Origin of the sequence: Phytopseudomonas seleniipraecipitans, assembly GCF_900102335.1 — a bacterium.
Classification (GTDB): domain Bacteria; phylum Pseudomonadota; class Gammaproteobacteria; order Pseudomonadales; family Pseudomonadaceae; genus Aquipseudomonas; species Aquipseudomonas seleniipraecipitans.
Window position 1 is genome coordinate 253,701 of sequence record NZ_FNBM01000002.1, and the last position, 13,639, is coordinate 267,339.

Genomic DNA, 13,639 nt, shown 5'->3' on the forward strand with positions numbered 1-13,639 from the left:
AGCGTCGCCCCCGGCGTGAATCGATAACGGCCGCACCGCAAACCAGCAGCGCGCACGCCATTCGCTGCGGAAGCGCGGCTCCGACGAGAAGCGCGCCCGCGGCCCCTGATCAAATCCGGAAGCTGTCCACCAGCTGCTTGAGGCGGCTGACCTGCTGATCCAACTCGGTACAGGCGCTGAGGCTCGACTGAAGGTTGCGCACGCCGTCCTGGTTGAGGGTATTGATCTCGGTAATGTCCATGTTCAGGCTCTCGATCACCGAGGTCTGCTCCTCGGTGGCGGTCGCCACGGACTGGTTCATGCCGTCGATTTCGCCGATGCGACGGGTCACGCCGCGCAGGTTTTCGCCGGCTTGGCCGCCAATACGTACGCTGTCATCGCTGAAACGACGGCTTTCACTCATGGTCGCGACGGCATCGCGGGCGCCGGCCTGCAACTGCTCGATCATCTGCTGGATTTCCTGCGCCGACGTCTGCGTGCGCTGCGCCAGGTTACGCACCTCATCGGCCACTACCGCGAAACCACGACCCGCTTCACCAGCACGCGCAGCTTCGATGGCGGCGTTGAGCGCCAGCAAGTTGGTCTGCTCGGAAATACCCTTGATCACGTCAAGGATCTGGCCGATGTCGTTGCTCTTCTGGCTCAACACCTCGATATGGCTGCCGGACGCCTGAATCTTGTCCGACAGGTCACCCATAGAGCCAAGCGTGCGCTCGACCATGCTCTGCCCTTCTTCGGCATCGCGCCGGGCATCGCTGGCCTGCTCCGACGCGTCGGCGGCATTACGGGCGATTTCCTGGGCCGCAGCACCGAGCTCGTTGATGGCCGCGGCTACGCTATCGGTGCGCGCCGCCTGCTCGCTGGAGTTGCCCATCGAGGCGTTGGACGCTTCAACCACCATACTGACCCGAGCATGCACTTCGCGAGTCGCCGAGGCCACTTCGCGGATCGACTCGTGAATACGCTCGACGAAGCGGTTGAACGCGCCCGCGAGCTGGCCGAACTCGTCGCCGGAGTCGATCTTCAAACGCTGAGTCAGATCGCCCTCGCCCTCGGCGATGCCGCCCATGGCGTGGCTCATCACGTGCAACGGGCGCAACAGGATACGGATCAATGCGCCAAGCAGCAGCAGGATGGCGATCACCCCGATGATCGTCGACATCAGCGCCGAGATACGGAATTCATGCAGCGCAGCGAAGGCCTTGCCTTCATCCACCGACAACCCGACATACCAACGCACACCAGCCAGTCCCTGCACCGGCAGGAAGGTGACGATACGGGCGCTGCCATCGACAGCCGCCACGTCCTGCAGGCCGGATTCCAGGCGCGGCGCGCCGCTGGGGAACAGATCCGGCAGTTTCTTCAGCACCAGGCTCTTGTCCGGGTGCACCAGCACCGTGCCCTTGTCGTCGACCAGGAAGGCGTAGCCCATGCCGCCCAGGTCGAACGAGTTGAGAATGTCGTCAACGGTCTGCAGCTTGAGGTCGCCGCCCACCACGCCTTGCAGGCTGCCACCGGCACTCACCGGTCGGGTGATGGTAATCAGCAGGCCATCGCGTGGGTCAGCCGCCAGGTAGGGGTCGGTCAGCCCAGGCCCGGTGCTGCTCGCGGCAGTCTTGTACCAGGGCCGCTGACGCGGGTCATAACCGGCGGGCAGTTCGCTGGCCGGAAACTGCGTGTAAGTGCCATCGGCCTGGCCATAGTAGGCATACAGAAAGGCAGCCGCGATGCTGCGGTGCTGCAGATTTCTGGCCAGCGGCTGCGCGGTGCTGTCGTCCTGCACCGACTCGGCGAGATTGTCCAGCAGCTGCATGCGCCCGTTCAGCCAATGCTGGATATTGCCGGTGGACACCTGACCGACGTCATGCAGGTAGTTCGCCAGGTTGTCGCGAATGGCGTTGCGTTGCAGGTAGTCGTTATACAGCGCGAAGGACGCGAAGGCTGCAATGACCACCAGTGACGCCGCCAGCATGATTTTGTGGCTGAACTTTAAGGTGCGCATAAAGAGGTCTCGCTGAAGAAGGACAGAAAACGGCTTGCCATCAGGCTATCGGCCCAAAACGGTGCGTCTTGAGCGCTTTGGCATCAGGAGTGCGACGCTTACAGACGGTTATCGGACGGATTAGCAATTTTCCTGAGAGCGCCTCGCGTGCTAGTGTCGGCAGCTTTGTCGCCGCCCTACAAAGGACACGTCGGATCGCCATGAACCACGCCCTCGCCCAGCTGCAGCCCTACCCGTTCGAGAAACTCCGCGCCCTGCTCGCCGGCGTGCAACCTGCCGCCGACCGCTCGCCCATTGCGCTGTCACTCGGCGAGCCCAAGCACCGCTCGCCAGCGTTCGTGGCCCAGGCGCTGACTGACAACCTCGACCAACTGGCGGTCTACCCGACCACACTGGGTATCCCCGCATTGCGTGAAGCGATTGCCCAGTGGTGCGAGCGCCGCTTCAAGGTGCCTGCTGGTTGGCTCGACCCGGCGCGACACGTGCTGCCGGTCAACGGTACCCGCGAGGCGCTATTTGCCTTCACGCAGACGGTGGCCCAGCGTGATGTCGATGGTCTGGTGGTCAGCCCCAATCCGTTCTATCAAATTTATGAGGGCGCAGCGCTGCTGGCCGGTACCCAGCCGCACTATCTGCCCTGCCTGGAAGCACACGGCTTCAACCCGGACTTCGACGCGGTAGCGCCCGAGGTCTGGCAGCGCTGCCAGATCCTCTTCCTCTGCTCGCCGGGCAACCCGACCGGCGCGCTGATTCCGCTGGACACGCTGAAGAAACTGATCGCCCTGGCTGATCAGTACGACTTCGTCATCGCGGCGGACGAATGCTACAGCGAGCTGTATTTCGACGAGCAGAACCCGCCAGCTGGCCTGCTGACCGCCTGTGCGGAACTGGGCCGCAGCGACTTCAAGCGCTGCGTGGTGTTCCACAGCTTGTCCAAACGCTCCAACCTCCCAGGGCTGCGTTCCGGCTTCGTGGCGGGTGACGCGCAGATCCTCAAAGCCTTCCTGCTGTACCGCACCTACCACGGTTGCGCCATGCCGGTACAAACCCAGCTGGCCAGCATTGCCGCCTGGCAAGATGAAAACCACGTGCGCGAGAACCGTGATCTGTACCGCGAAAAATTCGATGCGGTGCTCGAGATTCTGCACGGCGTGCTCGATGTTCAGCGCCCGGACGGCGGTTTCTACCTCTGGGCCAAGACGCCCGGTGACGATGCCGAATTCACCCGCGCGCTATTCGCCAAAGAGCACGTCACCGTCGTGCCGGGCTCTTATCTGTCGAGAGAAGTGGAAGGTTTCAACCCAGGTGCTGGCCGTGTGCGCATGGCATTGGTCGCGCCATTGGCAGAGTGCGTGGAGGCCGCGCGGCGTATTCGCCAATTTGTCGAAAACGCCTGACAAACCGCGTGCCGGACGATGAGCACTAGCCATCGTCCGGTAGCAGGAAGGTCAATCGGTGCGGCGGGTGACCGTAAGCACTACGGCGGCGATGCGCTCGACCGCTTCGTACCCTGGCTTCAGCAGTTCCTCGCCGAATACGTCGGGGTCCATTTCCTCGTAGCGCCACGCCAGCGATGAATCCCCCAATGTGTCGCGGATATAGGCGAGGAAGGGGTCACCACTGGCGATCATCGCCACCCCGGTGTACAGCAGCAGCGTGCCGCCGGGCGCCAGGCGCGCTATAGCAGCCTCGACGATAGCCCGGGATAGCCCAGCCCCCAACTCACCGCCGCCATCACGGTAAGCCCGGCTCTCGCTATCGAGCATGTAGGGCGGATTCGCCACGATCAAATCGAAATCGCCGTCAACATCCTTGAGCAGGTCGCTGTGCTGCGCCCTGAGGTTGTCCGCACCCGATAAAGCGGCGTTTACGCCCGTGAATGCCAGCGCTCGCGGGTTGATGTCTACAGCCAGCACCTCGGCCTGAGGACGTGCCAGGGCGATGCACTGCGCACCTGGGCCAGCGCCACAACAGATATCCACGGCACGATTGATCGCCGAAGAACAAGGCACATTGAGGAAGACGTCGATAGCGCGCACGAAGCGATAGGTATCGGGACCGAAAAACACCGAGTCGGCCTGCGACGTCGGATAGCGCGAATGCACGAACAATTGCTCACCAAGGCTGGAAAAACGCACCGCACTGCGCAACTGCCCTGAACCTTCTTCAATGAGAATGTCGGCAGCGCGCATCAACTCCAGCAGCTCGGCATCCAGTAACTCCGGCAGAAACGGCCGGCTCCAGCCGAAGACCCCGGCGAGGTCTCTTGCCATCGCGTTGTCGTGACGCTCGTTGACCCGCTCATGGGTCAACGGTGTAGCGGTGATGAAGCGATAGCCCCGTTTGTGAAGCGCCTGGCCGAGGCCCAGCAGCGCCCACTGTTGATCGGTCTGTAACGGCTCTTTATGCATCGAGGCCCCGAATGTCATTGGAGATAAGCATTGAACAACCGCGTGGCCAGCAGCCCTGCAGGCGTGAAGTGGCTGGCTGGCGACATCAGTTCGATCAGCTTGGCCGGTTGCTGCTTGGCCGGTAGCGCACGCAAGGTGGCATGAAGCGCCTGCATGTCGTCGTCCAGGCCGCCCGCCTGCTCAGCAGCCGGGGCAGGACGTCGACGACTGCGACCGCGGGCGCGTGGTGGCGTCCAGTCACCGGCGATCCAGTCGTGCAGTAGCTGCTGTTCATACGCATTGAAAACGCCGAACATCGCGGCGCGATCCCCCTGCACCAGCTGCCAGAAGCGGCTGCTTTGCGGGTCTTCATCGCGGCGTATCCAGCCTCGCTTCTGCAGCGCATCAAGAAAGCTGCGTACCTGCCCCGGCTGGCTAAGCCACTCATTGACCGTGCGCCCCTCGATGCGGCAGTAATCGGAATGCACTTGGGTGGCGACGTCGCGCTTGCGCTCGAGCATGGCGCAGACTTCCTCTTCAAGGTCGAACGCGGCGATCACCGATGTGCTGCCCAGGCCGAGGTCGTTGAGACGATAGCCATTGATCACACGGCGATAGAACGCATCGCGATCCCCTACCAGTGGCATATTTTCCAACACGGCTTGTACCGCTTTCTGTGCATGGCCGGTGCTGGCGTTATCGATGGTCACGTGCAGCTGGAAATAATAGGGGTCGATATCAAGCTCGGTCAGTTCATAACTACTGATCAGCAAATGCAGCGGCAGCTGCTCATAACCCAAGTTGTAGCCGATCACTTCGGGGAGATAGTCGTCGGCCAGATGTCCCAACGCCAATTGCTGGGCACCTTGCAGAAAATGCGCGTCTTCCAGCTCCGCCAACTCGTCGCAACCGTGTTGAGCGAGCAGCTGCTTGTAGAGCACCACATGGTTCATCGCCGGCACGCCGTCGCCCAGCTCTTCCAGATAGGTGCGCAGCAGCGGACGCAAACGCAGCTCCTGCCAGTGTTTGAGCAGCCCGTACAACCACGCACCATCGACCAGTTTGGTGGGAGCGACATGGCGCAAAAAATACAGTGCATGGGCGCGATTGGCGAAGTAGCGCCTTGGTGCGCCCTGCCGCCGCTCCTCAAGATACAGCGCGTAGGCCTGCGTGGTGCTCAGCGCAGCGTTGCGCATCCAGTCCAATAACGCCTCTGGCTGCGCCGGCATATCACACGGCAACCCTGCCGCTTCTTCCAGCTGCGTATCGAGAAAGCTGCGCGCCTCATCCAGTGCACCGTCCGCCAACTGTGGCTGCAGCAGCCGCTCGTAAAGCATGCGTGCCGGGCCGGTTTGCAGAAAATTGCAGCTTTCGCTCGAGCTGGTGAAGATCGGGGTCAACGTAGTCATGGTCAGAGCCTTGCGTGGGCAGTTCAACGGTGCTTTCGACAACCTGAGTCGTAAAGCAACGCTCAGGGCGGTTCCCAGGGTGGCCATCTTTATTGGTCTATCCGTTCGCGCGACTGGCGAACCATCTCGGCCACGTAAATTGGGAGGCGGGTTTGCGGCGAAAGATTCAACTTGAAAGATCGGCGGCATCGAGCGAGCAAACGTGGCGTGCTTAGCCGATAGCGAGGCAGGGGCGGAATAGATAGGTGGATGGCTCAACGGCGCGCGGATGGGCTGGACGTCGGCATAAAAAAAGCCAGGCGATTCGCCTGGCTGAAGGGTAACCGGTTCCCGGTGCTGTCATGCACCAGGCACACGCTACTCAGGTTTTCTCGCCGCCCCGGAGCCGAGATCGGCACCGGTGATCGAGTCCAGAGTGGGATCCGATGCCGTGCGCTTGGCCATCTGCATCAGTACTTCCGCCTGCTTTGGCGGCAGCATGACTTCTGCCGAGCCGTCCCCGCCGTCAACAGCAGGTTGCGGGTTGGCGACGAATTCCCACTGATCGCCCTCGTTCCACGGGCCACGACGATCTTCCTCGCCCTGGGACATGTTGAAGTACACGCTGGTGAACTCCGGCACACCCGGCAGTTTGCCCTGAGGGAAGTTTGGCTGGATCGAGTGCAACGCCTTCTCAAAGGATTTCTGGTGTGCCAGCTCGCGGGTCATCAGGAATGCCAGCGCGTCCTTCACACCGGGATCATCGGTGACGTTGATCAGCCGCTCGTAAATGATCTTGGCACGCGCTTCTGCCGCAATATTGGAACGCAAATCCGCGGTTGGCTCGCCGATGGTATCGATGTAAGCCGCGGTCCACGGTACGCCGGCCGAGTTGGTAAGCGCCGGACCGCCACCGTAGAGCAGCGAGGTGATATGGGAGTCGTTGCCACCTTCCGTCAGGGAGCGATACAGCGCAGCCTCTTCTTCCACCGCTTCGGCCAGGTCACCTTTGGCACCTTTGTTCAGCATGCCAACGATGGAGCCAATGATCTCCAAGTGGCTGAGCTCTTCGGTGGCGATATCCAACAACAGATCTTTGCGGCCCGCATCGTCTTCAGCGAGGCCTTGAGTGAAATAGCGCATGGCCGCAGCCAATTCGCCCTGCGGCCCGCCAAACTGTTCAAGTAAGAGGTTCGCCAGCCCTGGGTTAGGCCCGGCAACCCTGACTGTATACTGCAGTCGTTTGTTATGTACGAACATTGAAGTTATCTCCTCATCGTTTTGTTTCCCTGTACACCCTGCTCCCTGCCCCTGTGGGTCTTGTAATAACGAATACAAAAACCAACTAGCAGTTCAAAGAAAATTAAACTTCTCTCACAAGCGAAGCGATACGTAGCACCCAACTTAGCCAACACTCCGCTTCGCTTGCCATTCACTTACCGCTTCGCTTATTTACCGACAACCGTTTCGCTTGAGTGCCGCTGGCGAAAAGTATGGAACCGGCACAACAGTCACTCTCTCGGAATCACTACTTACCCTGAAACCGAGGCCATCATCATGACCAACAAGACTGAAAACCTACTGAGCTGGCTACGTGATGCTCATGCAATGGAACAACAGGCCGAACAAATGCTCACTGCGCAGAAGTCGCGTTTAGTGAACTATCCGAAACTGCGCACCCGTATTGAAAAACATATTGAAGAAACTGTGGGACAACGCGAATTGCTGGAGCAGGCCCTGGCTCGGCTGGGAAGCGAGCCGTCAACCATGAAGGACATCAGCGGCAAACTAATGGCGTTCGGCCAGGCGATGGGCGGCATGCTCATGAGTGACGAAGTGGTGAAAGGCGCCATGTCGGGCTATGTATTCGAGACGCTCGAAATCGCCACGTATACCGTACTGATTGCAGCCGCAAAATCGGTGGGCGATGCGCAGACACAAGCGGATTGTGAACGTATTCTGGAGCAGGAAATCGCCATGGCCGACTGGCTGCGTGAGCATCTGCCGGAACTCAGCCAGGCCTTTCTCGATCGTTCCGAAACGCCTGGCCTGGAAGCCAAGCGCTGATCTGCCTGCGCCAGCGGACTCCATCGGGATCCGCTGGCCAAACCGCTAAGCTTATGGCCGATGCTTACGGCTGCAGATAGTGGCCAGGCGTGGTACCGGGCTCGTGTGTTCGGGTGATCTTGCTGACCTGCACATCAGTAATCTTGCCGCTCGCCCCTTGCGATTGAACATGCGCCTGCGCCTGCTCGACGGTCATTGTTTCAGCATCTGAAGGAACCTCCAGGTGCATGGGTTGGTTGTCGCAAATGTAGTTGATCAAAAATATCTGCCCGCTCATGGGTCACTCCTATTCGTAGTGATATCAACTGCGCGCTTGCCGGACAGCGGCCGTTTCAGCAATTCAAACTTCTGCCGCTAGAGCACAGCGTTTTAGATCGGTCTCGAAGTGCTGACAACTGCCCGAAATTCTCCGTTCACCCCCTTTAACTTCCACGCCGACAAATGGATATCGACTGCCAAACAACAAGCGCAACGAAATTAAGCGAAGCGCAGCTCAACGCTCCAGTTAAATAGCTAAGTTGTACACGCATTGGACAGCATGATTGCACAACACTAGCAACTTACCGCTTATCGGCGGCTCTTATTTTTCAGTCGAACATTTTCCTCAAGCCGCCTCTCGAAAAATTTACCTGCCACTAACGGCAGGCGTTGACACAAGAGGATTAGAGAAATGGCTAATACCGGAAACAACAACCCAGGCAACTTCGCTAACGATCGTGAGAAAGCCAGCGAAGCCGGCAAGAAAGGCGGCCACAATTCTGGCGGCAACTTTGCCAATGATCGCGAAAAAGCGTCCGAAGCTGGCCGCAAAGGTGGTTCCAACAGCCATGGCGGACGTTAAGCATGAAGAACGGGAGGGGAATGACCCCTCCCTTCTTTATATTGAACGAAACGGCGAGTTACTGATTCGCCGTTTCGTTTAAACGGGAGCGTCTCAAGCGCTTTCTGATTATTAACGTTAAAGAAACGCTCTAATAGAACGACGACAGTCGCTAATCGCATTCTTCTGGAGCCAGCAGGCCGGTTCACGCTGTTGCACGTCGCCACATGGCGGTGCACGAGTGAGCATCGCCGTTTGCTTCCCTCCTTCGAAACCACGAGGTGTCTTACATGAAACGTTCAGGTGTATTGATCAGCGCCACCGCAGCCCTACTAATGGGATTGGCCAGCCTGGCTCAGGCAGCCGATACCGTCAGCCCAGCCGATTTCGCTGAAGAAGCGTCGGCCAAAGGCATCGCGGAAATCGAAGCTGGCAAGTTGGCGTTGGAAAAAGGCACCAACGCCGAGGTGAAGAAGTTTGCCCAGTCGATGATTGACGACCATACCCGCGCCAACAATGAGCTCAAGGCGCTGGCCGAGAAGAAGAACCTGAAGGTCTCTGACGACGCCGAGCTGATGAACAAAGCCAAAGCGATGATTCTCCAGGTGCGTGACGGTGAGAACTTCGACGAAGCGTATGCGAACAATCAAGTGGTCGCCCATGAGCAGACCATCGAGCTGTTCCGCAAAGCGAGCAAATCCGATGATGCCGAGGTGAGCGCCTGGGCTGAAAAAACGTTGCCCAAACTGGAGCATCACTTGGAAATGGCCAAAGACCTGCAGAGCAAAACCCGCAAGTAAATGCCAGCCCCGAGCCGGGCACACGCCCGGCTCGGACATGCCAGGAGGACAATAATGATGGCGCGAAAAGGCATGATGCTGTTGCCACTGCTTGCCACCCTACAGCTAAGCGGCTGCGCTGCTACGCAAAGCCCGTCCAATGTTGGCGTTGAAGGCGCTGAAAAGAAGGCCGATACCCGATTACTCGAAGCAGGCGCTGCGGCCCTGCAGTCTCATCCGCCAATCAGTGCGCTGAACGCCTACCTTGACGGTTTTCATTTTTACAACGGACGGCAGAACGCACAGATGGAGGCCCACCATTACTGTTCGGTCCTCAGCGAAGAGCTGATCCAGTGCGTGATTTACGACGGCAACGTCGAGGACGCGAAGTTGATGGGTGTCGAATACATCATCAGCGAGCGGCTGTTCAACGAGCTGCCTGCCGCTGAAAAGTCCCTGTGGCACAGCCATGTGCATGAAGTGAAATCGGGTCAGCTGATAGCGCCCGGCATTCCGCAGACGGCAGAGCACGCCTTGATGCGCAAGCTGGTACGCACCTACGGCAAGACTTGGCACACCTGGCACACGGATCAGCAGAAAAGCCTGCCACTTGGCGTGCCTCAGCTGATGATGGGCTTTACAGCCGATGGCCAGGCCGACCCGAGAATGGTCGAAGAGCGTGACCAACGCTTTGGTATCGACAGTGCACAGAAACGCCGCGATCGCGCCGATATTGAGACACCGACGGTGCAGCCGGGCGCCGACGCCTGGCAGAAAGGCAAGGTGTTCCAGATAGAAGACCCAACTGGCGCCCACGTCCATCACTGAAGCCGATAGAGGCCAGCGTGAGCGATCCGCGTCACGCCACGTTGGCCATCCAGCGGAGCAGGCAATGATCAGAATTCATCACCTCGAATGCGGCTGCATGTGTCCATTCGGCGGCGCGCTGTATGACGGCTTCAGCAAAGGCCTCACCGCTCATCTGTGTTGCCACTGTTTGTTGATCGAAACCGATGGCGATGGCCTGGTGCTGGTCGACACCGGTTTCGGTGAGCAGGACGTGCAGAACCCGCAGCGTCTAAGCCGAATGTTCAGGCTGCTCAACAATATTCAGTTCGATCCCGCTCTCACTGCAGTTGTTCAGATACGCCGTCTGGGCTTTCAACCCGCCGATGTGCGCCACATCCTGCTCACCCATCTCGATTTCGACCACGCGGGCGGGCTGGACGACTTCCCCAACGCCACGGTGCATGTCTTGCAGGATGAGCACGCGGCGGTCCAGCAGTTGCGCGGTTTCCTGCCGCGCCGGCGTTTCGTGCCCGCGCAATGGCGCGATGTGCGTCGCTGGCAGTTCTACCGCGAGGAGGGAGATGAGTGGTTTGGCTTTCAGTCGATCCGCTGTGTGCTCGACGACATCCTGCTAATTCCCCTGCGCGGCCACACCGCCGGGCACAGCGGCGTTGCCATCCAGAGCGAAAATGGCTGGATGCTGCATGCCGGGGACGCTTACTTCTATCGCGGCGAGATCGGCCAGCCGTCTTACCACTGCACACCAGGGCTGCGTTTTTACCAGCGGCTGATGGACACCGACCACGATAAACGCGTGCTCAACCAGCGCCGGCTCAGGGCGCTGTCCCTGGCCCATCCGCAGATGGACATCTTCTGCAGCCACGATGCCCGTGAGCTGTCGCGTTACCTGCCCGGCCAGCCCTAACCGCGAGGCGCTCTGCCGCTCAGGGCGTTCGGCACAGCACCCAGTCATGCAGCAGCACGCGCAACTCATCGAACTTGACCGGTTTGACCAGATAGTCGCTCATCCCGGCGGCCAGGCAACGCTCGCGGTCCCCGGACTGGCTGTGGGCGGTGATCGCCAATACAGGCAAATCAGCGCATCCCGGCAGCACACGCAACGCGCGGCAGGTAGCGAAGCCGTCCATCACCGGCATCTGGCAGTCAAGCAGCATGGCATCGACCGACTCGCGCTGTAGGCACTCCAGCGCCTCGCTGCCGTTATCCGCGGTGCGCACCCGGTAGCCGAGTTTGAGCAGCATGCCGCGGATCACCAACTGGTTGATGGCGTTGTCCTCGACCACCAGCACGGTGCATTGCTCGGGCGCCCGCACGGGGCTGCCACTGGCGCGGCGCACCACTGGCTCGCTACCGCCCTTGAGCACCGGCAGCGCCAGCGTCAGGCTGATACGAAAAATGCTGCCGCCAGCACCGGCACGGTTGGGCTCATAGGCCAGGTGGCCATCCAGCAGGTTGACCAGCTTGCGGCAGATGCTCAGGCCGATGCCGAGGCCGCCATACTGGCGGGTCATCGAGTTGTCGAGCTGATGGAAGCGGCGATACAGATCCGTTTCTCGAACGTCGGCCAGGCCGATACCGGCATCGATCACCTCGAAGCTCAGCGGCAGATTGCCGGGCATTGCCTCGCCTTCACCGCGCACACGCAGGCTAACCGTACCCGCGGGCGTGAATTTGATGGCGTTGTCCAGCAGATAGCCGAGGCTCTGCGCGAGCTTGAGCGCATCGCCCTCCACCGTGTCGGGCAAGCGCTCGTCGAGGTCAAGGGTGAACGCCAGGCCTTTTTCGCGGGCACGGGTTTCGTAATGCGCGCACACGCCATCGACCAAGCCGCGCAAGCTGAAGGTTTCACGCCGTGGATAGAGCCTGCCGGATTGCAGTTCGGTGAGCGTGAGAATGTCGTTGACCATCTGCATCATGTCGCGCGCCGAGCGCGTCGCGGTTTTCTGATACTGCTCGAGCTCGGGGTCCAGGCGTAGAGTCTGCATCAGCTCCAGAGAGCCGATGACGCCGTTCATCGGCGTGCGCAACTCATGGGTCACGGTAGCCAGGAAGTCATCCTTGAGGCGATTGCTGTCGGCCAGCTGGTGGTTGAGCGCCTCCAGCTTGGCAGAGGCGTTCTGCAGGATGCGCGCGCGCTCCTCCTTCATGCCGTTGATGCGATCGGCCAAGGCCAACGACAGCAGGGCGACTTCGATCGCGCTACCGATCTGGCTGGCGTACATGGTCAGGAATACATTGGGCAGGTAGCCGAGCACCATCAGCGTGTTGACCACCCCGCCAACCAGAAAGGCCGCCCAGGCGATGATGAAGTAGCGCGCCACGCGCATACCACGCAGCCACGCCAGCACGCCTGAGAGGGAGATCATCAGGGTGAAGGCCAGTGCCAACACGGTAGCCAGGCGCAGCGAGACGGCGTAGCTGACCGTCAGCGCCAGCACCATCACCAACCCGCCCCACAGCATCAGCAACAACAGGCAACGGTCGACCCACGGGCTGTGCTCGTGGGTCTGCAGGAAACTGCGCGCGAACTGACAACCGAACAGCGCCGCCGCACCGATCAGGAACGGCGTGGAGGCGTTCGCCCACCACGGATTGTCCGGCCAGAAGAACTCGATCCCGGCCCCATTCACCGACACCTGATAAAGGCCGAACGAGGCAATATAGAGGATGTAATACAGGTAGCTGGTATCGCGGACGCTGATGAAGATGAACAGGTTATAAATGAGCATCACCAGCAGCACGCCGTAGATGATGCCCAGCACGTAGATACGCGCGGGCAACTCTTCCAGATAGGCAGTCGGCGACCACAGGCTCAACGGCGCCTGAATGGAGCCCTGGCTTTCCAGGCGCAAGTACACCCGCCGCACTTCATCGGGCTTGAAGTCGAGGGGGAATACATAGTTGTTCTGGCGAATCTCCCGGCTGGAAAACGGCAGCGCATCGCCAGTGCGCTGGGTCAGGCGAAACCGCCCGTTGTCACCGGTTTCGTAGAGTTCGAGATGATCGAGCGGCGGGTAGGCCAGTTCCAGCAACCAATGCTCATGACGGCCACGCTGCGCCGCCTGGGTCTGCGGCGAATACTGCAGGTCGACGCGCAACCAGAAAGCCGAGCGTGAATAACCTGCGTTCAATACGGCTTTGTCGTGGTCACGGAAACTGTCTTGCAGGGCGATGGATGTCACGTCATCGATGGTCTTGTCGCCGCGCACATCTTCGAACACGGCCATATGCTGGCCAAGCGGTATCGAGCGTGTGGCTTCATCGAATACCACGGTCCCTGCCGCACTCGCCACCAGAGGGCAAATGACTATGAGAATCATCAAAAGAAAACGCATGCAGCCCCGCTGATGGCCGAATCGAGCCGTACCGGAAGGCCCCACGCC

12 protein-coding genes are annotated in these 13,639 nt (G+C 60.2%); 6 read left to right on the forward strand and 6 right to left on the reverse strand.

Features of this window, described 5'->3' with window-relative positions:
* Positions 1–109: 109 nt before the first annotated feature.
* On the reverse strand, positions 110–2,002 hold the full coding sequence (locus BLS60_RS21970) for a methyl-accepting chemotaxis protein (protein WP_092365877.1): 1,893 nt from the start codon (positions 2,000–2,002) through the stop codon (positions 110–112).
* Between the two features lie 200 nt (positions 2,003–2,202).
* On the opposite strand from BLS60_RS21970, the gene dapC reads away from it, so the two are divergent.
* Complete coding sequence (gene dapC / locus BLS60_RS06010) at positions 2,203–3,399, forward strand: succinyldiaminopimelate transaminase (protein ID WP_092365880.1); 1,197 nt, start codon at positions 2,203–2,205, stop codon at positions 3,397–3,399.
* Between the two features lie 51 nt (positions 3,400–3,450).
* On the opposite strand, the gene BLS60_RS06015 is transcribed toward dapC, so the two are convergent.
* The 3 genes from BLS60_RS06015 to BLS60_RS06025 form a co-directional block, all read right to left on the reverse strand.
* Positions 3,451–4,413: a methyltransferase gene (locus tag BLS60_RS06015; protein WP_092366542.1), complete on the reverse strand. Its 963-nt coding sequence runs from the start codon at positions 4,411–4,413 to the stop codon at positions 3,451–3,453.
* Positions 4,414–4,427: 14 nt separating this feature from the next.
* Positions 4,428–5,801 carry an iron-containing redox enzyme family protein gene (locus BLS60_RS06020; protein WP_092365883.1) on the reverse strand — a complete coding sequence of 458 codons (1,374 nt, stop codon included), beginning with the start codon at positions 5,799–5,801 and terminating at the stop codon, positions 4,428–4,430.
* A 357-nt stretch (positions 5,802–6,158) separates the two neighbouring features.
* On the reverse strand, positions 6,159–7,040 hold the full coding sequence (locus BLS60_RS06025; protein WP_070882221.1) for a manganese catalase family protein: 882 nt from the start codon (positions 7,038–7,040) through the stop codon (positions 6,159–6,161).
* Between the two features lie 297 nt (positions 7,041–7,337).
* Between BLS60_RS06025 and BLS60_RS06030 the strand changes: the two genes are divergently transcribed.
* The gene (locus tag BLS60_RS06030) at positions 7,338–7,847 is read left to right on the forward strand and encodes a ferritin-like domain-containing protein (RefSeq protein WP_092365886.1); all 510 of its coding nucleotides are present in this window, start codon (positions 7,338–7,340) and stop codon (positions 7,845–7,847) included.
* Positions 7,848–7,911: 64 nt separating this feature from the next.
* Here BLS60_RS06030 and BLS60_RS06035 read toward each other — a convergent pair whose 3' ends face one another.
* Complete coding sequence (locus BLS60_RS06035; protein ID WP_092365889.1) at positions 7,912–8,124, reverse strand: hypothetical protein; 213 nt, start codon at positions 8,122–8,124, stop codon at positions 7,912–7,914.
* 393 nt (positions 8,125–8,517) lie between these two features.
* Here BLS60_RS06035 and BLS60_RS06040 point away from each other — a divergent pair, with 393 nt between their 5' ends.
* The 4 genes from BLS60_RS06040 (at position 8,518) to BLS60_RS06055 (ending at position 11,160) form a co-directional block, all read left to right on the forward strand.
* Positions 8,518–8,688: a con-10 family general stress protein gene (locus BLS60_RS06040; RefSeq protein ID WP_070882218.1), complete on the forward strand. Its 171-nt coding sequence runs from the start codon at positions 8,518–8,520 to the stop codon at positions 8,686–8,688.
* 269 nt (positions 8,689–8,957) lie between these two features.
* Positions 8,958–9,467: a DUF4142 domain-containing protein gene (locus tag BLS60_RS06045; protein WP_092365892.1), complete on the forward strand. Its 510-nt coding sequence runs from the start codon at positions 8,958–8,960 to the stop codon at positions 9,465–9,467.
* Positions 9,468–9,521: 54 nt separating this feature from the next.
* Positions 9,522–10,274, forward strand: a complete 753-nt coding sequence (locus BLS60_RS06050) for an OBAP family protein (RefSeq protein ID WP_092365895.1) — start codon at positions 9,522–9,524, stop codon at positions 10,272–10,274.
* Positions 10,275–10,341: 67 nt separating this feature from the next.
* The gene (locus BLS60_RS06055; RefSeq protein ID WP_092366545.1) at positions 10,342–11,160 is read left to right on the forward strand and encodes an MBL fold metallo-hydrolase; all 819 of its coding nucleotides are present in this window, start codon (positions 10,342–10,344) and stop codon (positions 11,158–11,160) included.
* Positions 11,161–11,179: 19 nt separating this feature from the next.
* Here BLS60_RS06055 and BLS60_RS06060 read toward each other — a convergent pair whose 3' ends face one another.
* Entirely contained in the window at positions 11,180–13,591 is a 2,412-nt protein-coding gene (locus BLS60_RS06060; RefSeq protein ID WP_092365898.1) for a hybrid sensor histidine kinase/response regulator, read from the reverse strand.
* Positions 13,592–13,639: the final 48 nt, after the last annotated feature.

Bases quoted from the DNA above. Each gene is read 5' to 3' on its own strand.
- BLS60_RS06045 (WP_092365892.1), top strand. From the start codon at position 8,958: ATGAAACGTTCAGGTGTATTGATCAGCGCCACCGCAGCCCTACTAATG.
- dapC (WP_092365880.1), top strand. From the start codon at position 2,203: ATGAACCACGCCCTCGCCCAGCTGCAGCCCTACCCGTTCGAGAAACTC.
- BLS60_RS06050 (WP_092365895.1), top strand. From the start codon at position 9,522: ATGATGGCGCGAAAAGGCATGATGCTGTTGCCACTGCTTGCCACCCTA.
- BLS60_RS06025 (WP_070882221.1), bottom strand. From the start codon at position 7,040: ATGTTCGTACATAACAAACGACTGCAGTATACAGTCAGGGTTGCCGGG.
- BLS60_RS06035 (WP_092365889.1), bottom strand. From the start codon at position 8,124: ATGAGCGGGCAGATATTTTTGATCAACTACATTTGCGACAACCAACCC.
- BLS60_RS06040 (WP_070882218.1), top strand. From the start codon at position 8,518: ATGGCTAATACCGGAAACAACAACCCAGGCAACTTCGCTAACGATCGT.
- BLS60_RS21970 (WP_092365877.1), bottom strand. From the start codon at position 2,002: ATGCGCACCTTAAAGTTCAGCCACAAAATCATGCTGGCGGCGTCACTG.
- BLS60_RS06030 (WP_092365886.1), top strand. From the start codon at position 7,338: ATGACCAACAAGACTGAAAACCTACTGAGCTGGCTACGTGATGCTCAT.
- BLS60_RS06015 (WP_092366542.1), bottom strand. From the start codon at position 4,413: ATGCATAAAGAGCCGTTACAGACCGATCAACAGTGGGCGCTGCTGGGC.
- BLS60_RS06020 (WP_092365883.1), bottom strand. From the start codon at position 5,801: ATGACTACGTTGACCCCGATCTTCACCAGCTCGAGCGAAAGCTGCAAT.
- BLS60_RS06060 (WP_092365898.1), bottom strand. From the start codon at position 13,591: ATGCGTTTTCTTTTGATGATTCTCATAGTCATTTGCCCTCTGGTGGCG.